Below are 22,725 nucleotides of genomic sequence, written 5' to 3'. Positions count from 1 at the left end.
GATGACTGAGACGCGTGCGCCCAATCAATCCGGCCAGGCCGATAAGCATTTTCAGATGCGACCCTCCCAGCGACGACGCTGCACGATCGCCAAAACCTTCTTGCCGTTGGCGCCGCCGATGGCGTCGTCAAAGCCGGCATGTCTTCCTCCGACGCTCAACTAATAACGGCTTGCCGCCAACGTCAATGCGATTTGTCCTACAAAACTGATTTTTCAAAATCTGCACGGCACTATTCGTCTGACAATTGCCTGTTCGACAATTGACGCCCGCGATGCCATTCGCGTAAATGACCGCATCGCTGCCCCCGGGAGGAGCTGGGGAAAGCCAATGGAAGCTGTCGCCTGTCCGCGTGCGGATGGGCCAGGCATGGGAGGCAAAGACGGGTGGCGGTTCTCGAACTCACCAACATCTCGAAGCATTTCGGCGCCATCCAGGCGGTCAACGACGTGTCGCTGTCGATCGAGCCCGGAGAGGTCGTCGGCCTGATGGGCGACAACGGCGCCGGTAAGTCGACGCTGGTCAAGATGATCGCCGGCAATTTCCGCCCGAGCCACGGCACGATGCGCATGGACGACAAGGAACTCATCCTGCATAAGCCTGTCGAGGCCCGCCAGCACGGCATCGAGATCGTCCACCAGGACCTGGCGCTCTGCAACAATCTGACGGCCGCGGCCAATGTCTATCTCGGCCGCGAACTGCGCCGTGGCGTCGGCCCGTTCCGCATCCTCGACTATGCGGCGATGTACAAGCGCGCCGGCCATATCTTCGCCGAGCTGAAATCCGAGACGCGCCCGCGCGATCTCGTCAAGCAGATGTCGGGCGGACAGCGCCAGGCCGTGGCGATCGCCCGCACAATGCTGTCGCAGGCCAAGATCGTGCTGATGGACGAGCCGACGGCGGCGATCTCGGTGCGGCAGGTCGCCGAAGTGCTCAACCTCATCCGCAACCTGCGTAACCAGGGCATCGCGGTGGTGCTGATAAGCCATCGCATGCCCGACGTCTTCGACGTTGCGGACCGCGTTATCGTGATGCGGCGCGGCAGGAAGGTCGCCGACAAGGCGATCGCGTCGAGCTCGCCCGAGGAAGTCACCGGGCTGATCACCGGCGCCATCGAGCAGGCGGCGTGAGAGCGATAAAACCGGGTTTCATTGCGCTGGCGCGTTTCGCTGCCGGCAGGAAAGGTCGATAATGGCAGTCACCCTTGACCAGACGATCGCGCAGAAGCAGCACACTTTCCTGTCGCGCCTGTTCTCCAGCCAGACTTTCTGGGTGGTGGTCGCCGTCATCCTGGCCTGCATCTTCCTGTCCTTCGCCACCGATGCCTTCGCCACCTCGAAGAACCTCTACAACATCACCCGCAACATCACCTTCGTCGCCATCGTGGCGCTCGGCATGACCTTCGTCATCATCACCGGTGGCATCGACCTGTCGGTCGGCTCTGTGCTGTGCCTGTGCTCGATGGTGCTGGCCGTCACCATGCATGCCGGCTATTCGATCGAGATCGGCATTCTGGCCTCGATCGCCACCGCGCTCGTCATCGGCGCCTTCAACGGCATTTTTATCGCCTATCTGGGCTTTCCGCCCTTCGTGGTGACGCTCGGCATGCTGTCGATCGCCCGCAGCCTCGCCATGGTCGCCTCCAACAACACCGTCGTCTTCCAGTTCGGCCCGGACCACGACAAGCTGCTGGCACTCGGCGGCGGCGCCTGGGTGTTCGGCATCGCCAACCCGGTGCTCTACACGATCCTTTTGGCCCTGATCACCGGTTTTGTCCTGCGCTGGACGAAGTTCGGCCGCCACATCTTTGCCATTGGCGGCAACGAGCACGCCGCGACGCTGACGGGCGTGCCGGTGCGCCAGATCAAGGTCGCCGTCTACATGATCTCGGCGCTGTCGGCCGGCATTGCCGGCATCATCGAAACCGGCTGGCTCGGCGCTGTCACCACCAATCTCGGCAACGGCATGGAACTGCAAGTGATCGCCGCCACCGTCATCGGTGGCGCCAATTTGGCCGGCGGCGTCGGCACCGCCTTTGGCGCCATCGTCGGTGCCGCCCTCATCGAGGTGATCCGCAACAGCCTTGGCTTGCTCGGCATCAACGCCTTCTGGCAAGGCACCTTCATCGGCGGCGCCATCCTGCTCGCGGTTCTGTTCGACCGTATCCGCAATTTCAGGCGCAGCGATTGAGGGGCTCTTCGCCGTCGAAGCGCTATTCGTTCTGATCCTATCGCTCAGTCTGAAAATCGGCTGAAGCCAACCTCCATTGGTAGCGGCCAACAGCCGATGCCTTGACGGATGCCGAAAACCGGCCGCACAATCCTCCCTGCAGGCGAAGGGAGGCCAGTCGCTTGCGGGAGGATATGCCATGACGGAAGCGATCAGGCTCTACTGGGGCCGGTTCGGACATGTTTCTGTCCTGAATGTCGCGAGCGACTTCGTCACCCATGCCCATGTCGAGGCACATCTGATCATCTGGCTCGAAGGCACCGCCGGCGAGATGACCATCGGCCGCGAGACGGTCCGCCTCGGCCCTCGCACCGCCGCCGGCATCAATTCCTTCCAGCCCCACAGCCATGTCCTGGCGCAAAACGGGACGCCCGGTCTGTTTCTCGCCTTCTACATCGATCCCGACTGGGCCCGCCGCAGGCGCGACCTGCCATCCAGCGCGCCGCTGTTTTCGCGGGCGGCGATCGCGCTCGAACCTTGGCTGCACCAGGCGGCGGCCAGCCTGCTCGACCATCTCACCGACAATGAGAGCGTCGACGATGTCGCCAATTACGAGATCGAGCGCTTCATCGACTCGGTGCTCGATGCCGCCGACGCCTCGGCGCCGCAGGAAGCGCGCGGCCGCATAAACACCGTGCAGGATTTCCGCGTCCGCAAGGCGATCCAGCTGATGAAGGCCAATGTCTGCGAACGCATCTCCTTCGACGACGTTGCCCGCGCCGTTGGCCTTTCGCGGCCGCATTTCTTCGCCTTGTTCAAGGAACAGACCAACCTGACGCCCAACGTCTACTGGAACACGCTGCGCATGGAGGAAGCGGTGCGGCAGTTGCAATGGTCGCGGGAGCCGCTGATCTCGGTCGCCTGCAATCTCGGCTTCACCACGCAAGGCAATTTCTCGCGCTTCTTCCGTGACCATGTCGGCGTGCCGCCGACGCTCTACCGCGAGGCCGCGCGGGCAATGGCCTGAGCCGGCAGCCATCTGTTTTTCAGACTGGTTGATAGATGCTCAAGACGCATTGATAAGCGCTGTGCGCTCTAGCGCCCTACCCTTGCCGCAACGAAATTCGCAAGGGAACATCTTATGCCCAAAGTCACCATCTCCAGCGTCATCGACGCACCGGTCGAAAAGGTTTGGGCGCGCATACGCGACTTTAACGGGCTGCCGGATTGGCATCCACGCATGGTCGAGAGCCATATCGAGGACGGCAAGGATGCCAGCACGATCGGCTGCGTGCGCAACTTCCAGCTGGCCAGCGGTGCCCGCCTGCGCGAAAAACTGCTCGACTTCTCCGATGACGACTTCCTCGTCAGCTATTCCATCCTGGAAACGCCGCAGCCCCTCACCAACCACAAGGCGACGCTGCAGCTCAGGCGCGTCACCGACGGCGACCGCACCTATGCGGAATGGACCGCCAGCTTCGACGCCGCCGCCGAGGAAGCGGACAAGTTGGCCGAAGGCATGGGAACCAACGTCTTCCAGGGCGGCTTCAACGCGTTGAAGAGCCATTTCGCCGAGCAAGGCTGAGGCAAACTACGGGAGCGCGCCATGGCGCTGGCATTGCAGACATTCTCGACCGTGAAGGACGCCAATGCGGCGCTGACGGTCGCTGGCAGCCGCTATCTCGGAGGCGGCACGCTTGCAGTTCGAGCCGCCAATGAAGGCGATATCTCCGTCTCCACTCTTGTCCGCGCCACCGACCCGGCCCTATCGGCCATCGCCCTGTCCGGCGGCAAGGTGCGCATCGGCGCCTCGGTGACCTTGGCGGCGATCGCCCGCCATCCCGAGCTTGGCCAGCTTGCCAAGGCCGCGCGCGCCGTCGGCGGCCCGGCGATCCGCAACATGGCGACCGTCGGCGGCAATCTGTTCGCGCCGGCGCCCTATGGCGATTTCGCCGTGGCCCTCCTGGCGCTCGACGCAACGGTCACTACCGATGACGGCGAAAGGCCTATCGAGACCTTCCTGGCCGCACGGGACGACAGCCGCGCCATCGTCACGTCGGTCGGTTTCACGCTTGCGAAGGCCGACAGCTTCCACTTCCTCAAAGTGTCGCGGGTCAAGCCCAAAGGGATTTCGGTGCTGAGCATCGCCATCGTTCTGGAACAGGCTGGAGACGGGACCGTGTCCTCGGCGCGGGTCGCGCTCGGCTGCATGGCCGATCGGCCGATGCGTGCCAAGGCAGCGGAAAAAGCGCTGCTCGGCAGGACGCTCGACCCGGATGGCATCGCACCGGCGCTGGCTGCCGCGGCTGAAGGCATCTCGCCCATCACCGACCCGATCGCCAGCGCCTGGTATCGCGCCGAAGTGCTGCCGGTGCATCTCGGCCGATTGCTGCTGAGCGAATAACACCCGTGGGAGGGCGCGCGCCTGCCCGCTCCTCGGGCAGGCGCGCAAGGAGGAAGAATGGCAAAGGTCCCGGTTCAATTCACGCTCAACGGCTCCGAAAAAGCCGAATTCATAGAAAGCGGCACGACGCTGCTCAATGCCTTGCGCGACAAGGTCGGCGACACCTCGCCGAAGGGCGGCTGCCACCAAGGCACCTGCGGCGCCTGCTCCGTCATCATCGACGGCGAGTTGAGGCTCTCCTGCCTGACGCTGGCCGAGACCTGCAACGATGCAACGATCACCACCACATCGGGCCTCGCCGAAGGCGGCGTGCTGCACCCGCTGCAGCGTGCCTTCCTCGACACATTCGCCAGCCAATGCGGTTTTTGCACGCCGGGCATGATCATGGCCGCCAAGGTGCTGCTCGACCACACGCCCAATCCCAGCCGCGAGGACGTCGTCGAGGCGCTGTCCGGGAACGTCTGCCGCTGCACCGGCTACGAGCCGATCATCCAGGCGGTGCTGACCGCCGCCCGCGCCAATTCGCAGAACGCGGCCTAGAGCCGGATGATTTCAGGTCGAACAGACCTGAAATCCGAATCCGGCTCTAAATCAAAGAGATAGAGCATGATGTCGCCCGAAAACCGCTTCACACTTTTCGGCATCATGCTCTGAGGGACCAAAGAAATGGAATTGCGCAAGAGCTACTTCGCCGATGTCCGCAAGGACGATCTGCATGAGATCGGCCAGGCGCGGCCACGCTCGGATTCGCCAGGCCACGTCACCGGCAAGACCGCCTATTTCGCCGACCGCAACTTTCCCGGCATGCTGCATTTGAAGATGGTGCGCAGCCCTCATCACCATGCCCGCATCCGCTCAATCGACACGTCGGAGGCCGAAAAACATCCGGGCGTGGTCAAGGTGCTGACGGCCAGGGACGTGCCGCACAATGTCTACACGATCCTGATCCTGATCCAGGTCGGACCGGAAGACGAGACGGTCCTGGCCGACGGTAAGGTACGCTGGAAGGGCGAGGCCGTGGTGGCGGTGCTGGCCGAAACCGAGCGGGCCGCCCAGGAAGCCGCCGCCAAGGTCAAGGTCGATTATGAAGTGCTGCCCGCCGTGTTCGACATGGAGGAAGCGCTGAAGCCCGGCGCGCCGATCGTCAACGAGTATCACGGCCAGAACTATTACCTCTATGACAGCGGCGCGTGCCGCAAGGTGCGCTTCGGCGATGTCGAGGCGGGCTTTGCCGAGGCCGATCACGTGCTGGAGCAAAGCTATCAGTCCTCGCCCATCGAGCACGCGCCGACCGAGACCACCGGTTGCGTGGTGGCGCCCGAGGGCAATGACCGCTTCACCTGCTACACCAACACACAGGCGATGTTCTTCACCCTCGACAACACCTCGATCATCCTGCAGATGCCGGGCAGCAAGCTGCATTTTGTCGGCGGCACGGTCGGCGGCGGTTTCGGCGGCAAGGTCGATGTCATCGTCGAGCCGATTGCCATCCTCGGCGCAAAACTAACCGGGCGACCAGTCTGTTTTATCTACAGCCGCGAGGAGGAGATGCAGATCTCCTCGCCCCGCGCGGCCGAAAAAGTCGTCATCAAGGACGGCGTCATGAACGATGGCCGCATCGTCGCACGGAAGGTCACCGGCTACACCGATGCCGGTGCCTACTCCCGCCACTCGCCCTATGGCGCGCAGAAGGGCGCCGGGCACTATCCCGGTCCCTACACCATCCCCAACGTCTGGATCGACACCTACTGCGTCTACACCAATCGCACGCCGTCGTCGGCCATGCGCGGCTTCGGCGTCACCATCGGCGATTTCGCGCTGGAGGTGCAGATGGACAAGCTGGCGCGGCTGATCGGCATGGATCCACTCGAATTCCGCTTCATCAATGCCTATCGCGACGGCGACATGAAGGCGCATCGCCAGCCGACCGAGGGCGCGGCACTCATCGAATGCATGCAGGAAGCCTCGCGCGCCGCCCACTGGCCGGTGGCGGAGAAATACATGGCGATGTCCTCGTACAAGAACGGAGCTTGAGATGGCGATCAGGCGTGGACGCGGCGTCGCCGCGATCAACTATCCCACCGGCATGAACCTTGGCGGCGACCCGACCCAGGCGCTGGTGCATTCGACCCCGACCGGCAATTTCATGGTCACACTTTCCAGCGTCGATCTCGGCCAGGGCATGAAGCAGATCATGGCGCAGATCTGCGCCGAGACGATCGGCGTGCCGACCGACCGCGTCGTCGTCGACACCGCCGACACCGACACCGGCCCGCACTGCATGGGCACCTTCGCCTCGCGCGGCACACACCGCGCCGGCAACGCGGTCATCCAGGCCGCCAGGGAAGCCCGCCAGGTGATGCTTGAAGTGGCGGCCGAGGAACTGGAAGTGAATGCCTCGGACCTCGAAACCGACGGCCAGGGTAACATACTGGTCAAGGGCGCGCCACAGAGATCGATCTCGATCTTCGATGTCGCCCTGTCGGCGCATTTCAAGCGCGGCCGCTCGATCTCAGGTCGTGGCATGTTTTTGATCCCGCGCTCCTATCCGGAGAAGGAGACCGGCGCGATGAAGCCGTCGACCTGTTACGCGCATGCCTGCACGGTGGCCGAGGTCGAAGTCGACGACGAAACCGGCGAGGTCACGGTGCTGACGGTCAAGAACGTCTTCGAGATCGGCCGCGCGTTGAACCCTAAAATGGTCGAGCAGCAGCTGGTCGGCGGCTCCTGGATGGGCATCAGCCATGCGCTCTACGAGACGACGGAACCCTATTATCCCAACCGCGACCATGGCGGCACCGACTTCAACCAGTATCTGATGCCTGGTCCCGGCGACCTCGCCGAAACCGAAATCATCGTGCTGGAGCGGCCCTCGGCAGATGGCCCCTATGGCGCCAAGGGACCAGGCGAAATGTGCGCCAACCCGCAAATCCCGGCGGTCGCCAACGCCGTCTTCGATGCCGTCGGCGTGCGTATCGACATGCTGCCGATCACGCCCGAACGCATTTTGCGCGCGCTCAAGGCGCAAGCGGCTAACTGAGGACCGACATGCCCGAGGGAAACGCCGAAACGGTCGCGACCTCGCCGGAGGCGGTGGCCGAGCGCCTCGCCGCCTCGCGCTATCTGGCCGACGACAGCCTCGCCACCGCGATCTTCCTGGCGATCCGGCTGGGCAAGCCACTGCTGCTCGAAGGCGCGCCGGGCGTCGGCAAGACGGAAGCCGCCAAGGCGATGGCCGAGCTGCTCGGCCGCGATCTGGTGCGCCTGCAATGCTATGAAGGCATCGACGCCGCGCATGCGCTTTATGAGTGGAACTACCAGCGCCAACTGCTCGCCATCCGCCATGCCGGCGAGCACGAGATCGATATCTATGACGACCGTTTCCTGATTGCCCGGCCGCTGCTGCAGGTGCTGAAGGCGCCGCGGCAGCGTATTTTGCTGGTGGACGAGATCGATCGCTCGGATCATGAATTCGAGGCGCTGCTGCTGGAATTCCTGTCCGACTTCCAGATCAGCATCCCCGAGCGCGGCACCATCCGTGCCGCCGCACAGCCGATCGTCATCCTGACTTCGAACCGCACCCGTGAACTCGCCGAGGCGCTGCGCCGCCGCTGCGTCTATCACTGGATCGGCTACCCCGACGCCGAACGCGAGGCCGCCATCATCATGCTGCGTGCTGGCGATGTCGCGGAGGCTACCGCGCGCGCGGTGGCGGCCGCCGTGCAGACCATCCGCGCCCGTCCGCTCGCCAAGCCGCCCGGCATCGCCGAGGCCGTCGAATGGGCCAATGCCGCGACGATCCTGGAAAAGGGCGGCAGCCCGTGGCCGGAAGCCTTCCGCCGCGCCATCGGCGTATTGATCAAGGACGAGGAAGATCTTTCCTACATCGCCCCCGAGCTTGGGCGCATCGTCCAGGAGGCACTGGCGTGAGCCGGGACGTCAACGATCCCTTCTCCCCGTTCACGGGGAGAAGGTGCCCCGAAGGGGCGGATGAGGGGCGGCGCCACGATGGCCAGAAGTCGGCGCTGCCCCTCACCTGCCTGCCGGCATCCTCTCCCCGTAAACGGGGCGAGGAGAGCGTACCTCCCGCCGCCACGCCCTTCCTTGGCTTCGGCCAACTGCTGCGCCGCTACGGCTTTAGAATCGCCCCGGAGCAAATCTCTGGCTTCATGCAGGCCGTGACGCTGCTCGGGCCCCGTTCGATGGCCGATATCCGTGAGGCAGCGCTGGCCACCCTGGCGCCGCCACCTGACCGCCGCGACGAATTCGAGGCGCATTTCCAAAGCCATTTTTACGGCAACACATCAGCCGTGGTGGAAGGCGACAGCGACGAGGAAACCCGCGTCAAGGATGATGGCGGCGCCGACGACGAGCGGATCGAAGCCGAGCAGCGACAGGAAGGCGGCGAGCTATCCTCGGCGATCGAACAGTTGAGCAGCCGCGCCTTCCAGCGCGACGACGACAGGCTGACCGCCTTCCGCCGTCAACTGTCGAGTGCCCTGCCTGCCCGCCGCTCCTTCCGCACGGTGCGCACTCATTCGCGCGGCAAGCTCGACCTGCGCCGCTCGCTCAGGGAAATCGTCAGCGCCGATGGCGATGTCCCCTCACCCTTGTTGCGCCGCCGCCAGACCGTGCCGCGCAAACTGCTGATCCTGATCGATGTGTCCGGCTCGATGAAACTGCACACTGCTGATTATCTCAAGCTCGCGCATGCCGCCGTGCAAGGCGCTGACCGCGCCGAGATCTTCACCTTCGGCACGCGTCTGACCCGCATCACGTCAGCGCTGCGCATCCGCGACCGCGAGCAGGCGCTGGCGCGCGCGGCCGTCCAGGTCGACGACTGGGACGGCGGCACCCGCATGGGGCCAACGCTGCTTGCTTTCCTCTCCGTGCCGCGTTTTTCCGCCTTCGCACGTGGTGCGGCGGTGATCATCCTGTCCGACGCGCTGGAGCGCGGCGACCATGCCGAACTGGAGACGGCGATGCGCCGGCTGAGCGCCCGTGCTTTCCGGCTGTCGCTGGCGACACCTTTGGCCGGCGACCCGCGCTTCCAGCCGGCAACGGCCGCGCTGCGGGCCATCCTGCCTGATCTCGACGATCTGGTCGACGGCTCGTCGCTCGCCGGCCTCACCGATTTCATCCTGTCGCTCGCCCGCCCTGCTCCACGGGCGGCGACAATCTGGAAAAGGGTATCGTGATGCAGAAAGCCATCGACGCGCATTTCCACATCTGGCGCCAGCAGGACCAGCCCTGGCTGGTCGGGCCGATGGTGCCGCGCATCTTCGGCCCCTACGAGCCGATCCGCCGCGACTACCCGATCGAGGAGTTTCTCGCCGACCAGCAAGGGTCCGGCGTCGAGAAAGCGGTCTACGTCCAGACCAACTGGGCGAAGGAGGACTTCGAAAAGGAAGTCGCCTTCCTGCAGAAAACGGCAGATGAAACCGGCTGGCCGCACGCCATCGTCGGCTACACCGACATGACGGTGGACGATATCAGACCCCAGATCGACCGCTTGAAAAAATATCCGCTGCTGCGCGGCGTGCGCATGCAATTGCATTGGCACGAGACCCCGGCCTTCCGCTTCGCCACTGGCCCCGATCAGGTGATCGACCCCAGGGTACGGGCCAATGTGGCACGGCTGAAGGATTATGGCCTGTCCTTCGACCTGCAGCTCTTTCCTGCCCAGATGACGGACGGGCTGACGCTGGTCGGAGAAAATCCAGAGACAAATTTCATCCTCACCCACGCCGGCATGCTGACCGGCATGGATCAGGAAACCACCGAAGACTGGAAGGCTGGGCTGCGCACGCTGTCGGCGGCGCCGAACGTCTACGCCAAGCTGTCTGGCCTCGGCACTTTCGTCCACCGCAACGACCCGGCGCTGATCGCCTATATCGTCGACAACGCGATCGAGATATTGGGCGCGGATCACCTGATGTTCGGTTCCAACTTCCCCATCGAGAAGTTGTGGACGAGCCACGCCGAACTGATCAAGGCCCACCGCGCGGCTGTAGCGAAGCACGGTCCGGCGGCCGAGGCTGATATCTTCTGGAATACGGCGGAGCGGATCTACCGGCCGGCTTGACCGCCAGGGAGTTCGCCGCGCCATTGGCGCGGCGATGCCCTGGCAAGTCCTTACTGCGTCGGCAGCATGCCTTCGACGTCGCTTGCCGCATCGGTGAGCGCTTCCTTGGGCGTCGCCGACTGGTCGACGATCCGCGACAGATTGTCGACGATGGTCTGTGTCACCTTCACACCGTTGGTCCCCGGAAAGGCATACCACGGAACCATCAGCGGCATCTGGCTGAGCCCGGCCTGGAACAGCGGGTTCTTCTTGTAGAAATCACCGAGATATTCCGGCGATTTCGCCGCGAGTTCATTGTTGGGGACATAGCCGGTGCCGGGCACGACGACCGACGCGCCATAAGGGCCGGCGGCGAATTTCGCGAATTTCCAGGCGGCGTCCTGCTTGGCGGCATCCTTGGTCAGGATGACCACGGCATTGCCGCCGGTCGGCAGATGGCCGTTGGCCGCATCGATCAGCGGGATCTTGGCCGTCCGCAGCGTGAACTTGTCGCCGACGTTCTTGATGGTGTTGACCAGCGCGCCGGTGGTCTGGAACTCGAAGCCAACCTTGCCGGCCGCGAACGCCTGCTCGCCAGCCGGCTTGGTGAAGACCGGCATGCCGCCCTCCTTCACCATCCGCTGCAGGATCTCGACTGCCTTCTCGCCTTCCGGCCCGTTGAAGGCGACCTTGCTTTCGTCCTCGTTCAGCATCTTGCCGCCGGCGCCGAACAGCAGCGCCGAAAACATCCAGTCATCGCCCTGCCAGCGGAAGTCGATGCCGTCGACGCCATTGCCGAGCGCCTTGATCTTGCCGCCGAGCGCGATCACCTCGTCCCAGGTCTTGGGCGGATTGTCCGGATCACCGCCGGCGGCCTTCACCAGGTCGGCGTTGTAGTACATGATCGGGTTCGAAGTGGCGAAGGCGAGGCCGACCTGCTTGCCGTTGACCTGCGCCAGCTTCAGGATCGTGTCGGAGAAGCCGAGCTCAGCCATGTTGCCTTCCTTCTTGACCAGCGGGCCAAGATCGACGGCGACGTCGCGTTCGTTGAGCATGCGCAGACGGTTGAGACCGATGAAGGTGATGTCGGGCATTTCGTCGGTGCCGGCCTGGCGAAGGATGGTCTGGATGCCTTCCTCATAGGTGGCGGACGGGCTGGCGAACTGGATCTTGATGTCGGGATTTTCTTCCATGAACTTCTTCGAGATCGTGTCCATCACGTTCTTGAAGAAGCCGGGCATCGGATAATGGACCGTCAGCGTCGTGTCGGCATAGGCCGGAAGGGCTGTCGTCAGCGAGATCGCCGCCGCTGCAAGTATCCTGGAAAGTTGCTTCATGTGCTCGTGCTCCTGGTTCGACCCGGTCAGCCTTTGAGACCGGTCATGGTGATGCCTTCGACGAAGCGCTTCTGTGCGAACAGGAAGGCGACGACGAGTGGAAGGGTGATGATCAGCGTGGCGGCCATGAGCGCGCCGTAGTCGTCGCCCGCCTCGGCGGCGCGGAAATACATCAGGCCGAGCGGCGGCGTGGCATAGGCCTGCTTGCTGACGACGATCAGCGGCCAGTAGAGATCGTTCCAGTGGGCGACCACCGAGAAGATCGCAAACGCGGTGACGGCCGGCCAGGCGTTGGGGACGATGACGCGCGCGACGATCCCGAGCTCGGACATGCCGTCGAGCCTTGCTGCGTGGATGAGGTCGTCGGGCATGGCGCGGAAGAACTGCAGGAACATGAAGATCGCGAACACCGAGATGGTGAACGGCGCCACCAGCGAGGTGTAGCTGTTGAGCAGCGACATCCTGTCGAAGGCGACATAGAGCGGCAGCGCCGTGGCATGGATCGGTACCAGCAGGCCGAGCATGACCAGCACCATCATCAGCCGCGCGGCACGGAATTTCAGCTTGGCCATGGCGTAGGCGCAGGGAATCGCGACCAGCACTTGGAAGAAGAAGATCAGGCCGCACACGACGACGCCGTTCCACAGCAGTGTTGCCATCGGCACCTTGCTCAGCGCCTTGGCGAAATTCTCGGCAAAATAGAAATGCTGCGGGATGAGCGACAGCGACGAGGTGAAGATGTCGCTCTGCGTCTTGCCCGCGGTCGAGATCATGAAGATGTAAGGCGCGAGGATCATCAGCGCGCCCAGCGAAAGCAGCGCGAAACGGATGATGCGGCCGGCAGGCAGGCTGGTCATGTGTAATGCACCCGCCGGTCGAGCACGCGGTATTGGAGAAGCATCAGCACGACCAGGATCGCAAGGAAGACGACGGTCATTGCCGAGGCATAGCCGACGCGCAGGTAGACGAAGCCTTCCTGGTAGATGGTGAACAGCAGCACTTCGGAGGCCTTGTTGGGCCCGCCATCGGTCAGCATCTTCACGGTTTCGAAGACCTTCACCGCATTGGTGATGCTGATCGTGACGACGAACAGCGTCGTCGGCCCGAGCATCGGCCAGGTGACCAGGAAAAACCGGTCGAGCGCCGATTTCGCGCCATCGACGTGAGCAGCGGCGTAGAGCTCGCGCGGGATCGCCGTCAGGCCAGCCAGGAACAGAACCATGTTGAAGCCGACCGACTGCCAGACGCCGATGATCGACAGGCTGTAGAGCACGGTGCTGGAGGCGCCGAGCCAGTTCGGGCCAGGAATGCCGACCAGCGCAAGCAGCGCGTTGAGTGGCCCGATGGTCGGGTGGAAGAGATATTGCCAGACTGTCGCCATAGCGACGATCAGCGATGCGACCGGCAGGAAATAGACGGTGCGGAAGAAACCGCGCGCCCGAGGTTCGCCTTCGATCAGCAAGGCGACGCCAAGGCCAAGCACGATCGAGACCGGTGCGACGATCGCCGTATAGACCGATGTGTTCCACAGCGATCTGCGGAAGGTGCGGTCGGTCAGGAGATGCGCGTAATTCTCGAAGCCGACCAGGCGGAATTTGCCATAACCGAGTTCGAAATCGGTGAAGCCGAGGAAGATGACGGCGACCACCGGCAGCAGCACGAACAGCAGCAAGAGCACGATCGCCGGGGCCGCCAGCAGCCAGGCGGTGCGGTCCTCGCTGCGCCTGTGGAGGGCCGCGGCGCTCGGGACATTGCCAGCCAGCGCGACGCTAGACATAGGCCGGCTCCTGGCGTGCGGGCGCGGCGCTCGCCGTGCGCAGCCGCTTTCCCTCCGGCCCGAAGACCATGGCATGCTCGGGTGGAAGGAGGATACCCACCGGCATTCCCGCAATCAGGTCCCTCGCCTCGTGCGGCGCCAGCTTGGCGATGACGATGTCGCCGGTCGCATCGAGCCGGCAATGGGCAATGACTTCCGAACCGAGGAATTCGAGGCGCTCGATCCGCCCGGCAAGGCCGCTCCGCCCACTGGGAGACAGTTTGACGAATTCGGGCCGGATGCCGAGGCTGACCGGGCCGTTTGCCACCTTCTCCATCAGGGCCAACCGGATGCCTTCGAAGCTGACACGGCCATTTTCGGCAAGTGCCGGTATGATGTTGATCCTGGGCTGGCCGACGAAACGGGCGACCTCGATATGGGCCGGATCGTTGTAGATCGCCTCGGGCGCGGCGAGTTGCAGCAGATTGCCGCCGATCATCACCGCCACCCGGTCGGCCATCGAAAGTGCCTCGGCCTGGTCATGCGTCACATAGAGCGTCGGCACGCCGGCGCGGCGGTGCAGTTCGACGATCTCGCCACGGGCGTGCACCCGCAGATTGGCGTCGAGGTTGGAAAGCGGCTCGTCCATCAGGAAGATCGAGGGGCGCCGCACCATGGCGCGCGCCAGGGCGACACGCTGCCGCTGCCCGCCCGACATCTGACCAGGCTTGCGGTCGAGCAGATGATCGATCTTGAGTACCGTCGCCATCTCGCGGACATCCCGCGAAATGCCAGCGCGGATTTCTTTCTGGCCCGGCAATGCGGAGCCGACCAGCGGCAGGCGCTGCGTCCGGCTCAGCCGCTTCATGGCCAAGGGAACCGCGATGTTCTGGCCGGCCGTCAGATGCGGGTAGAGCGCGTAGGACTGGAACACCATGGCGATGTTGCGATCGGCCGCGGCGACCGCAGACATGTCCTTGCCAGCAACGAAGATCTCGCCGCTGTCGGCATGATCAAGCCCGGCAAGAATGCGCAGCAAGGTGCTCTTGCCGCAGCCCGAGGGACCGACCAGGGCGATGAACTCGCCCGCTTCGACATTGAGGCTGACGCCGTTCAGGACGGCATTGCCGCCAAAGGATTTATTCAGGCCGCGAAGCGAGAGCGCGCTCATGACGCGACCTTCTTGCGGACCTTGTGCGCCTCGTGCGGGTAGACTTCCTCGACCACGTCATCGAGGACGTGGACGGTCATACCGGGTATGGCGACGATCTCGCTGGCGACCGTGTCGTCGAATTCATGCATGACGGCGCCGAGCAGCCGCTCGCCCGGCATGTCGCGCTCCATGTCGCCGACGACAAAGGCGGCCGACGGACCCCAGACCAGCGCGGTGTTTTCGTATTTGCCTTGCCATGCCCGGTGCAGGTGACCGCTGGCGAAAAGCGCCACATCATGGGCACCGATGAGATCGTAGAGACGCTGCCGCTGTGCCGGGCGGACGCTCCAGTAACCGGTGTCATCTTCGCCGGGCGCGTCGATGAACAGCGGCTTGTGGGCGAAGAGCGCGACACGCCGGCCGCCACGGCTTTCCAGCGCCGCACGCAGCCATTCGAACTGGGCCTCTTCCTCGGCATCATCAAAGCCCATCAGCAGGCTGTCGAGACCGATAAATCGCCAGTTTCCGGCGTCCTCCGTCCAATAATCAGGACCAACCAGCCGGCGCCAGCGGTCCAGGCGTTCCGCATTGACCGGCTGCAACGAACCGGGGAGATGGCCGACATCGTGATTGCCGGGCACCAGCAGCATCGGGACCGAGATTTCCCGCATCAGCTCCATGCAGAAGCCGATGTCGTCGTCCTTGTCGGCGCCGTCGACGCTGAGATCGCCGGTGTGGATGACGAGATCGGCGCCGCTTTGCGCGATCCAGGCGGCCAGCGGCTCCCAATTGCCGTTGAAATGCGGCTTGGTCGGGCTGAAATGGGTATCGGTGATCTGGACGATTTTCATGCCGGCTCCACTGCGAGAGCCGGCTGCCGGGAACCCACCGGCGCGACTTCGCGTGGGTCTCCTTAGTGCCGTTACATGTCACTTCCTTAACAGGCAGGGGACAAATGTTCCCCGCCATGCCGATAGGCTGGCTGACGGCTAGCTTTTCACCTCGAATTGCGGATCGACCGGGATCTGCATGGCCGTGACCAGATGATTGGTCTGCCCGGCGAGCCCGATGATCGACACCAACTCGCCGTGCTGCGCGTCTGTCATGCCCTTGGCGCGCGCCGCCGCCGTGTGCGAATGCACGCAGTAGGAGCAGCCATTGGCGGTAGAAACCGCGATGTAGATCATCTCCTTGGTCAGCGGATCGATGGCGCTGTCGGCGACCATCACGACCTTCAACTGCTCCCAGATCCGCTTCAGCGCCGCCGGATCATTGGCCAGCCCGCGCCAGAAATTGTTGACGAAATCCGATTTGCGCGTCGCCCTGATGTCGTCGAACACCGCCTTCACCGCCGGGATTTTTTCCACCTCGGCATCGCTCAGCAGTCTTGTGGTGGCCATGGCATTTCCTTTCGTTGGATCGGCGGATCAGGTCGTTGATTCAGGTCTCGAGCAAAGGCGGCTAACCGGCCCTTCTAATTCAGCTTTCGATGAGCAAAAGCGTTTGCAGATTTGCCGAAGCACTAAACTTCGTCATCCCTGGGCGAAGCAGGCGCGAAGCGCCGTCGCGGAGACCCTGGGATCCATGCCGTGACGCCAGCCGTGGAGTGCAGCGAAGCAGAATTCTGCACCGCTGCTACGCTTCGAAGTCCCGGCATGGATCCTCGGGTCTGCGCCGCGTCGCTACGCTCCTTGCTCCGCCCGTGGATGACGAAATGGCGGATGAGGCGGCTAACCTCCGGTGTTCCATCCAACGGTGCGATCATCCGCCTTCCCCGCCCCCTAGTGCACCGCCGCGTACATGATCTTCTCCTCCGTGGCCTCCGCCGGAGAAAACTCCTCGACGATGCGGCCTTGCCGGCATACGAGTATCCGATCCGACAGGTTCATGACCTCCGGCAAATAGGATGAGATCACCACCACGGCCAATCCCTCGTCGGCCAGCCGGTTGATGATCTGGTGGATCTCCGCGATGGCCCCGACATCGACGCCGCGCGTCGGTTCGTCGAAAATGACGATGTGCGGCTGCTGCACCAGCCCCTTGCCGATCACCACCTTCTGCTGGTTGCCACCGGAGAGTTCGACCACGCGCGCATTGTCGTTGATCGCCCTGATGTTGAGCGTCTTCGTCCATTCGGCCGATAGCACGTGCATCTCCTGCTGGTTGATCACCCAGGCCTTTTCACGGCCGGCCGCCAGCAGGCCACCAAACAGGTTCTCGGCGATGCTCATCGTCTCGAAGATGCCTTCGCTCTTGCGGTCCTCGGTGACATAGACGATGCCGTCCGCCACCGCTTCGCTCGGCACGAGATAGCGCACCGGCCTGTCGTCGAGTTCGATTGTACCACCGCGCAAAAAATCGCGCTTGTAGATGCCCGACACGATCTTGAAGGTCTCGGTGCGGCCGGAGCCGATCAGCCCGAACACGCCGGTGATCTGGCCCTCGAAGATCGAGAAGGAGTTGTTGCGCACGACATTGCTCATCGAAATGTCCTGCACCGACAGCACTCTCCGGCCCGCCTTGCGCAGCTTGGCTTCGTCGCGCTGGCGGTAGATCTGCCCTGACAAAGTGCGCCCGACCATGGCGGCGACGATTCTGTCGCGGTCGAAGGCCGGCGTGTCGTCGGTGATGACCAGCTCGCCGTCGCGCAGGATGGTGATGCGGTCGGCAATCATCAATGCCTCTTCCAGCGCGTGGCTGATGAAGACGATCGAGACACCGTTCGCCTTCAGCCGCCGGATCAGCGCGAAGAAATGCCGTTTTTCCTCCGGCGTCAGGGTCGCCGTCGGCTCGTCGAAGATGATGATCTCGGCATTGTGGTGCACCGCGCGCGCGATCTCGACCATCTGCCGCTTGGCCGCGCCCAGCGTTGCCACCATCGCGTTCGGATCAACGGGAAAATTCAGCGACTGCAGGAACTGCTGTGCTGAAATATACGTGCCGCGCAGCCGGTTGAGGAATTTTTCAGTACCGAGATAGAGGTTCTGCGCCACCGTCATCGACGGCACCAGGCTGGTCTCCTGGAACACCATGGCAATGCCGGCCTCGAGTGCGGCATGCGGCGAAGCGTAGGCGATCTCCCGGCCCTTGTGGAACATCCTGCCGGATGTGGCGTCGACCACGCCGGCGATGATCTTGGTGAGTGTCGATTTACCCGCGCCGTTCTCGCCGAGTAGTGCGTGGATTTCGCCCTTGCGCAGTTCGAAGCTGACATTCTTGACTGCCGGAACGCCCCGATAATTCTTGGTGACGTTTTCGAGGCGAATAATTGGTTCCATCAGAAACCTCCCGAGGCGAGGTCGACGGCCAGCACGCAATCGCCACCCCTGGAAGCAATGAACAGTTGGCCGCCCTTTTCCACCACGCTGCAAATGCCGTGGCGCGTGCCGTTGGCGCGGCTGTGCAGGCTGAACCGCGGCTGCATGTCTCGATCGAGCCTGACCACCAGCCCGTAGGAGCGGCTCGGCGACCACGGCTTGTGGATGCCCATGGTACGGATGCCGCCGCATTGCAGCGGTTCGAGGAAGCTGCGGCTGGAGGCAAGCGCCGGCGCGATCCAGTAAGCCGGCGGCACCTGGTCGATCATGTCCTGGCGGTAGTGCGTTTCCTGCAGCACGAATTCGATCAGCCGGTTGCGTGGCGCGAACAAGGTCAGCCACGCCCCGCCATCGCCGGCCGGCGACAGCCGAGCGGGATAGCCGGGAAGATGCGTCATCACGGTCGAACGGTTGCCGGTCGCACCGTCGAAGCGGACAAGCTGATGGCGCCAGCTTTCGCTGACCAGCACATCGCCGCCGATGGGGTGGAGCCCGTAGGGAAAGGCGAGGTCGCCGGCTATCTTGCGGAACTCGCCGCCTGCCGCGTTTCGCTTCCAAAGCGAACCGGATGCGCCCTTCTTCATCAGATCGGCGGCCCATTGCGATGGCGCATGCTCGGTCGACCCGTTGGCCAACCACAAAGTGCCGTCCTCGGCATAGGCAAGAGCGGTGATGCAGCTGACACCGGCCGGCAGCGACACTTCCTTGCCCGATGTCAGCAGCCTGCCGCTTTCGAGCCCCACCGTCAGTTGGCCCGATGGCGACAGAGCCAGCGCCGTGATTGGGGAAGGAAAGGTCTCGACAACCTTCGGCTCAGTGTCGGCGGCAAGCGAATAGATGGCGCCGCCGCTGGAGGCTAGCAGCCGGCCGTCGGCAACCAGTAGATTGTCCGGTTCGGTCAATCCGACAAAAGCCGGCGCATCGTCGAGCAGCGTGTTGGGACGGAAGGCGCCGTCGAGCGGCGGGATGGTCACCGCCTTGCCGCGAAACATATCCAGGATTGGGTCGAGGATCATGGCTGTGCTCCCCAATACGAGGCGGAGCTGGTCCAGTTCGGGTCGGCGCCGGAAACCTTATAGCGGCCGATGCGGTTGTTGAGGATGCCGCCGACGAAGAGATATCCCTTGTGCTCGCGCATCGAGGTGACCATCGGGTGCGCGTCGCCCGTCAAGTCGCCCATCGCCTCGACGATGCCGCCCTTCTCGTTGAATTTCACCACGCCGCCGGTGTTGATGTTGGGGAACAGCCATTCGTCCTGCGGCAGCCGGCGCGTCATGCGCTTGCGCATGTCGGGGTGGCGCAGCGACAGGTCGAAGCTCGGCGTGCGCATGCCCAGCCACGCCATCCAGTAATTGCCGTCCGACGCGCGGTTGATGTTGTCGGGGTAGCCCGGCATGTCGCGGATGACGCATTCGGCGGTGCCCGCCTTCGGCCCTTCCAGCCAATAGCGATGCACGCGGCAGGCCCAGCTTTCGGCGAAGAACAGCGACTTGCCGTCATGCGCCATGCAGACACCATTGGTGTAACGGTAGCCGTCGAGCAGCGTCCTTGTCGACCCATCCCTGGGATCGTAGACCAGCAGGCGGCCGGTGGCGCGGTTCTCGATCGAGTCCAGCGCCCAGTCATGCGCGTCATAACGCTTGGTCGAGTCCGTAAAATAGATCCGGCCGTCCGGCGCGATATCGCAATCATTGGGATCGCGCAGCCGCGCGTCGTCGACGATCGAGGTCCAGGAGCGCGACGTCTCGGCCGACAGCCTTTTGACCGCGCGATCCGGAGAGACGGAATAGAGCCCCATCGCGCCGACGCAGCTGATCAGATTGCCCCCTTTGTCAAAGGCCAAGCCCAGCGGAAAGCCGCCAATATGGGCGAACACCTCCGACCTGACATAATCCGGCGCGAAGAAGCGGACGATCTCGCCATGGCGCGTGCCGCAATAGAGATTGTCGTCGCGGTCGAGGATGACGTCTTCCGGCCCTTCCAGTTCGCCGAGCCCGATATGGTCGGCCGCCGACAGCCGGTTGTCGAGCGCGTAAGGCGTGCCCGAACCCGGCACCGCGGACTGGGTTTCGCCCATCTTGAGATAGACCGGCGCGACATAGACCTCGTTCAGTACCTTGTGGCGGTTCTTGAGCCAGCGAATGTCGATGGTCACCGCCACCGCCAGCATGATGCCGAGCACCATCTGGTTGGTGCCGGTGCCATAGCCCAGCCGGATCAGCCCGTTGGTCATGGTCAGCACGATGATGGCGCCCATCAGGCCCTTGATCACCGAGCCGCGCCCGCCGCCGAGGCTGACGCCGCCGACCACCGCCGCCGTCAGCGCCATGATCTCGAGGTTGAGGCCAGTGCCCGGCCCTGCCCCGCTCAGCCGGCAGGCGATGAGAAACCCACCGATCGAGGCGCAGAAGCCGGAAAAGACATAGGTCATGAACACGGTACGGCGCACCCGGATGCCGGCATTGTGCGCCGAACGCCGGGAGCCGCCGACCGCCAGTACATGCCAGCCCGGCCGCGAGCGCGTCAGCGCGATATGGGTGACGACGGCGAGGATGATCGCCAGCCACACCGAGACGGACAGGCCCCAGAAAGTGCTGTCGCCGATGAAATCGAGCACGTCGGACGTAGCGGTCGAAAGCTGCACATCGGCGGCATAGGTGGTGACCAGGATATCGAACAGCGCCCTCCCGAAGATGAAGGTCACCAGCGTGGTAAGGAAGGCACGCAGCCTGAGATAGCCGACGAGGTAGCCGTTGATTGCGCCGAACACGAGGCCGGTGGCGAGCGAGGCGGCCAGCGCCAGCCAGATCGACTGTTCGAGGATGAAGAAGACATAGACGGCGGAAAAGCAGGACAGCGCGAAGATCGAACCGACCGAGAGATCGATGCCGCCGCCCAGCATCACCACCGTCATGCCGGTGACGACCATCGAAAACTCGCCGAGCTGGCGGGTCGATTCCTGCAGGGAAGAGAGCTTGAAGAAGCCTGGAATGATCGAGCCGAAAGTCGCCAATGTCACCACCAGCGCCAGGAAGGGAATGGCGTTGTCGGTCCAGCGCTTGGTCAGGATCTCGCCGACGAGATGGTCGGGCACGAGATTGTAGCGCCAGGACTGGAGGCGTTCGCGAAAGCTCATCGGGTCACTGCTGCCAGGTCTAGGGCCACAAGAGAAAGAGGTGGTCGGACAATCCGGCCACCTCGTCGATATCGGTTGCAGACGATCAGCTTACTTCGCCGCTGCTTCGGCCTGCAGCGCCTTCAGGTCCCAGCAGCTGTCGGGCTTGAGGTCGGCCTTGGTCGTTGCCTTCTCCAGCGTGTAGATGTAGGTGTGGGAGGTGCCTGCCGGCTGGCCGCTCTGCAGCAGGAATTTGATGATGGCGTTCATGTCGCCCGATTGGCGGGCAAGATCGGTCATCACCACGGCGCCGTAGGTGCCGTCGTTCAGCTTGTCGCAATCGGCCGCCTTTTCGCCGCCGCCTGTGGTGACCAAAAACACCTTGCCGTCGAGCTTGGCGTCGCGGATCGCGGCCGACGCCCCGGTGGCATCACCATCCCAGAAGTCGATGATCGAGCAGATGTCCGGGTTCTGCTGCAGCATGGTCGTGGTCACGTTGCGCGAGGTCGTCGCATCCCAGTTGGAATCGGGCTTGGCCACGACCTTGAAGTCGGAATGCTTGTCCAGCACCTTCATGATGCCGGCATATTGGTAAAGGCTGGAGGAGTTGGCCTGGTCGCCCTGCACCAGCCCGATCTTCTTGGAGGAGTTCTCGCCGCAGCCCTTGATCGCGGCTTCCGCCTCGAGCTGGCCGAGCCGGTCCCAGTCGCTGCCGACGAAGGCATCGGCGGGAAAATTCGCCGGATTGTCGACCAGGATCACATAGGTGCCGGCGGCCTGCGCCTTCTTCATAAGCTTGGAATAGGAGTTGAGGTCCGGCGCATGGATGATCAGCACATCAGGTCGGGTGTCGGACGAGATCGCGTCGGTGATCGCCTGCGCGCCGGCATCGACGACCCAGTTGGGATCGCGCGTTTCGAACGTGCCGCCCCAGGCTTCGACTTCCTTCTTCAGATAATGCGCCCAGCCCTGCGCCAGGTCGAAGCCCATCGCCAGCGGCACCAGCATGACGCGCTTGCCTTTCAGCGCTTGTGCATAGGCAGCGGGGCCTGGATCGTCGGCGGCGAAGGTCGGCGCCACGAAGGCGGTGACGGCCAGCGCCGTGGCTGCCGCCATGAGTGTTCTGATCAGTTTCATGTCTCATCCTCTGGTTCGGTTTCATTGCCGGCCGATCATCGCGATCGCACCGGGTACCCCAGAGCAAGATGGGCTAGCCCATCTGCTCTAAATGTCACCTTGTTGCGCGGTCTGTTCGTCGCGCGGATTGATGATGCCGTCGACGATGATGGCGCCGAGCAGGATCGCCGCCTTGATCAGGTTCTGGTAGAGCAGCGGAATGTCGATGATGGTCATGGCGTTGAGCAGGATGCCGATCAGCGCGGCGCCCACCAGCACATTGCGCACCCCGCCCC

General features: G+C 63.7%; 21 protein-coding genes and 1 pseudogene. 11 read left to right on the top strand and 11 right to left on the bottom strand.

What is annotated here, in order from left to right; translation table 11 throughout:
• The first annotated feature begins 384 nt into the window (after window positions 1-384).
• The 11 genes from FJ936_RS24045 (at window position 385) to FJ936_RS23995 (ending at window position 10,656) form a co-directional block, all read left to right on the top strand.
• Window positions 385-1,128, top strand: a complete 744-nt coding sequence (locus FJ936_RS24045; RefSeq protein ID WP_140615494.1) for an ATP-binding cassette domain-containing protein — start codon at window positions 385-387, stop codon at window positions 1,126-1,128.
• A gap of 61 nt (window positions 1,129-1,189) precedes the next feature.
• Window positions 1,190-2,188: an ABC transporter permease gene (locus tag FJ936_RS24040; protein ID WP_015317104.1), complete on the top strand. Its 999-nt coding sequence runs from the start codon at window positions 1,190-1,192 to the stop codon at window positions 2,186-2,188.
• 178 nt (window positions 2,189-2,366) lie between these two features.
• A complete protein-coding gene (locus FJ936_RS24035; RefSeq protein WP_140615490.1) occupies window positions 2,367-3,194 on the top strand; it encodes an AraC family transcriptional regulator in 828 nt (275 codons plus the stop codon).
• 114 nt (window positions 3,195-3,308) lie between these two features.
• Window positions 3,309-3,752 carry an SRPBCC family protein gene (locus FJ936_RS24030; protein ID WP_140790334.1) on the top strand — a complete coding sequence of 148 codons (444 nt, stop codon included), beginning with the start codon at window positions 3,309-3,311 and terminating at the stop codon, window positions 3,750-3,752.
• A gap of 21 nt (window positions 3,753-3,773) precedes the next feature.
• Complete coding sequence (locus tag FJ936_RS24025; protein ID WP_141907090.1) at window positions 3,774-4,571, top strand: FAD binding domain-containing protein; 798 nt, start codon at window positions 3,774-3,776, stop codon at window positions 4,569-4,571.
• A 57-nt stretch (window positions 4,572-4,628) separates the two neighbouring features.
• Complete coding sequence (locus FJ936_RS24020; protein ID WP_140790338.1) at window positions 4,629-5,111, top strand: (2Fe-2S)-binding protein; 483 nt, start codon at window positions 4,629-4,631, stop codon at window positions 5,109-5,111.
• A gap of 126 nt (window positions 5,112-5,237) precedes the next feature.
• Window positions 5,238-6,605, top strand: a complete 1,368-nt coding sequence (locus FJ936_RS31185; RefSeq protein ID WP_140790340.1) for a xanthine dehydrogenase family protein molybdopterin-binding subunit — start codon at window positions 5,238-5,240, stop codon at window positions 6,603-6,605.
• A gap of 1 nt (window position 6,606) precedes the next feature.
• On the top strand, window positions 6,607-7,611 hold the full coding sequence (locus FJ936_RS31180; protein ID WP_140714467.1) for a molybdopterin cofactor-binding domain-containing protein: 1,005 nt from the start codon (window positions 6,607-6,609) through the stop codon (window positions 7,609-7,611).
• 8 nt (window positions 7,612-7,619) lie between these two features.
• Window positions 7,620-8,501, top strand: coding sequence for a MoxR family ATPase (locus FJ936_RS24005; protein WP_140790342.1), 882 nt, complete (start codon window positions 7,620-7,622; stop codon window positions 8,499-8,501).
• Window positions 8,498-9,769 (top strand): VWA domain-containing protein, encoded by a 1,272-nt coding sequence (locus tag FJ936_RS24000; protein WP_246680524.1) that lies wholly within the window; start codon window positions 8,498-8,500, stop codon window positions 9,767-9,769. The genes FJ936_RS24005 and FJ936_RS24000 overlap by 4 nt, the downstream gene beginning before the upstream one ends.
• Complete coding sequence (locus tag FJ936_RS23995; protein ID WP_181171279.1) at window positions 9,769-10,656, top strand: amidohydrolase; 888 nt, start codon at window positions 9,769-9,771, stop codon at window positions 10,654-10,656. The genes FJ936_RS24000 and FJ936_RS23995 overlap by 1 nt, the downstream gene beginning before the upstream one ends.
• A gap of 50 nt (window positions 10,657-10,706) precedes the next feature.
• Here FJ936_RS23995 and FJ936_RS23990 read toward each other — a convergent pair whose 3' ends face one another.
• The 11 genes and pseudogenes from FJ936_RS23990 to FJ936_RS23940 form a co-directional block, all read right to left on the bottom strand.
• Window positions 10,707-11,972 (bottom strand): ABC transporter substrate-binding protein, encoded by a 1,266-nt coding sequence (locus FJ936_RS23990; RefSeq protein ID WP_140790346.1) that lies wholly within the window; start codon window positions 11,970-11,972, stop codon window positions 10,707-10,709.
• 26 nt (window positions 11,973-11,998) lie between these two features.
• On the bottom strand, window positions 11,999-12,829 hold the full coding sequence (locus tag FJ936_RS23985) for a carbohydrate ABC transporter permease (RefSeq protein ID WP_140790348.1): 831 nt from the start codon (window positions 12,827-12,829) through the stop codon (window positions 11,999-12,001).
• Complete coding sequence (locus FJ936_RS23980; protein WP_140790350.1) at window positions 12,826-13,749, bottom strand: sugar ABC transporter permease; 924 nt, start codon at window positions 13,747-13,749, stop codon at window positions 12,826-12,828. Before FJ936_RS23980 ends, FJ936_RS23985 begins: the two co-directional genes overlap by 4 nt.
• A complete protein-coding gene (locus tag FJ936_RS23975; protein ID WP_140790352.1) occupies window positions 13,742-14,899 on the bottom strand; it encodes an ABC transporter ATP-binding protein in 1,158 nt (385 codons plus the stop codon). The genes FJ936_RS23980 and FJ936_RS23975 overlap by 8 nt, the downstream gene beginning before the upstream one ends.
• Window positions 14,896-15,732 (bottom strand): metallophosphoesterase, encoded by an 837-nt coding sequence (locus FJ936_RS23970; protein WP_140790354.1) that lies wholly within the window; start codon window positions 15,730-15,732, stop codon window positions 14,896-14,898. Before FJ936_RS23970 ends, FJ936_RS23975 begins: the two co-directional genes overlap by 4 nt.
• Before the next feature lie 138 nt (window positions 15,733-15,870).
• Entirely contained in the window at window positions 15,871-16,281 is a 411-nt protein-coding gene (locus tag FJ936_RS23965; protein WP_140615468.1) for a carboxymuconolactone decarboxylase family protein, read from the bottom strand.
• 381 nt (window positions 16,282-16,662) lie between these two features.
• On the bottom strand, window positions 16,663-18,159 hold the full coding sequence (locus FJ936_RS23960) for a sugar ABC transporter ATP-binding protein (protein WP_140790356.1): 1,497 nt from the start codon (window positions 18,157-18,159) through the stop codon (window positions 16,663-16,665).
• The gene (locus FJ936_RS23955; protein ID WP_140790358.1) at window positions 18,159-19,214 is read right to left on the bottom strand and encodes a hypothetical protein; all 1,056 of its coding nucleotides are present in this window, start codon (window positions 19,212-19,214) and stop codon (window positions 18,159-18,161) included. Before FJ936_RS23955 ends, FJ936_RS23960 begins: the two co-directional genes overlap by 1 nt.
• Window positions 19,211-21,334, bottom strand: coding sequence for an SMP-30/gluconolactonase/LRE family protein (locus FJ936_RS23950; protein ID WP_140790360.1), 2,124 nt, complete (start codon window positions 21,332-21,334; stop codon window positions 19,211-19,213). Before FJ936_RS23950 ends, FJ936_RS23955 begins: the two co-directional genes overlap by 4 nt.
• Before the next feature lie 90 nt (window positions 21,335-21,424).
• Entirely contained in the window at window positions 21,425-22,450 is a 1,026-nt protein-coding gene (locus FJ936_RS23945; RefSeq protein ID WP_140790362.1) for a sugar ABC transporter substrate-binding protein, read from the bottom strand.
• An 87-nt stretch (window positions 22,451-22,537) separates the two neighbouring features.
• Window positions 22,538-22,725 (bottom strand): annotated as a pseudogene (locus tag FJ936_RS23940) (ABC transporter permease); the annotation flags it as partial.

Source organism: Mesorhizobium sp. B2-4-13 (assembly GCF_006658535.1).
GTDB classification, from domain to species: Bacteria; Pseudomonadota; Alphaproteobacteria; order Rhizobiales; family Rhizobiaceae; genus Mesorhizobium; species Mesorhizobium australicum.
Note: the sequence above shows the minus strand (reverse complement) of the source record. Positions and strands in the feature narration are given on the sequence as shown.

Excerpts from the sequence above, each read along its gene's own strand:
- FJ936_RS23985 (WP_140790348.1), bottom strand. The coding sequence starts at position 12,829 with ATGACCAGCCTGCCTGCCGGCCGCATCATCCGTTTCGCGCTGCTTTCG.
- FJ936_RS31185 (WP_140790340.1), top strand. The coding sequence starts at position 5,238 with ATGGAATTGCGCAAGAGCTACTTCGCCGATGTCCGCAAGGACGATCTG.
- FJ936_RS23945 (WP_140790362.1), bottom strand. The coding sequence starts at position 22,450 with ATGAAACTGATCAGAACACTCATGGCGGCAGCCACGGCGCTGGCCGTC.
- FJ936_RS23965 (WP_140615468.1), bottom strand. The coding sequence starts at position 16,281 with ATGGCCACCACAAGACTGCTGAGCGATGCCGAGGTGGAAAAAATCCCG.
- FJ936_RS24030 (WP_140790334.1), top strand. The coding sequence starts at position 3,309 with ATGCCCAAAGTCACCATCTCCAGCGTCATCGACGCACCGGTCGAAAAG.
- FJ936_RS24005 (WP_140790342.1), top strand. The coding sequence starts at position 7,620 with ATGCCCGAGGGAAACGCCGAAACGGTCGCGACCTCGCCGGAGGCGGTG.
- FJ936_RS24025 (WP_141907090.1), top strand. The coding sequence starts at position 3,774 with ATGGCGCTGGCATTGCAGACATTCTCGACCGTGAAGGACGCCAATGCG.
- FJ936_RS23975 (WP_140790352.1), bottom strand. The coding sequence starts at position 14,899 with ATGAGCGCGCTCTCGCTTCGCGGCCTGAATAAATCCTTTGGCGGCAAT.
- FJ936_RS23995 (WP_181171279.1), top strand. The coding sequence starts at position 9,769 with ATGCAGAAAGCCATCGACGCGCATTTCCACATCTGGCGCCAGCAGGAC.
- FJ936_RS23970 (WP_140790354.1), bottom strand. The coding sequence starts at position 15,732 with ATGAAAATCGTCCAGATCACCGATACCCATTTCAGCCCGACCAAGCCG.
- FJ936_RS24040 (WP_015317104.1), top strand. The coding sequence starts at position 1,190 with ATGGCAGTCACCCTTGACCAGACGATCGCGCAGAAGCAGCACACTTTC.
- FJ936_RS23960 (WP_140790356.1), bottom strand. The coding sequence starts at position 18,159 with ATGGAACCAATTATTCGCCTCGAAAACGTCACCAAGAATTATCGGGGC.
- FJ936_RS24035 (WP_140615490.1), top strand. The coding sequence starts at position 2,367 with ATGACGGAAGCGATCAGGCTCTACTGGGGCCGGTTCGGACATGTTTCT.
- FJ936_RS23990 (WP_140790346.1), bottom strand. The coding sequence starts at position 11,972 with ATGAAGCAACTTTCCAGGATACTTGCAGCGGCGGCGATCTCGCTGACG.
- FJ936_RS24020 (WP_140790338.1), top strand. The coding sequence starts at position 4,629 with ATGGCAAAGGTCCCGGTTCAATTCACGCTCAACGGCTCCGAAAAAGCC.
- FJ936_RS23980 (WP_140790350.1), bottom strand. The coding sequence starts at position 13,749 with ATGTCTAGCGTCGCGCTGGCTGGCAATGTCCCGAGCGCCGCGGCCCTC.
- FJ936_RS23955 (WP_140790358.1), bottom strand. The coding sequence starts at position 19,214 with ATGATCCTCGACCCAATCCTGGATATGTTTCGCGGCAAGGCGGTGACC.
- FJ936_RS31180 (WP_140714467.1), top strand. The coding sequence starts at position 6,607 with ATGGCGATCAGGCGTGGACGCGGCGTCGCCGCGATCAACTATCCCACC.
- FJ936_RS23950 (WP_140790360.1), bottom strand. The coding sequence starts at position 21,334 with ATGAGCTTTCGCGAACGCCTCCAGTCCTGGCGCTACAATCTCGTGCCC.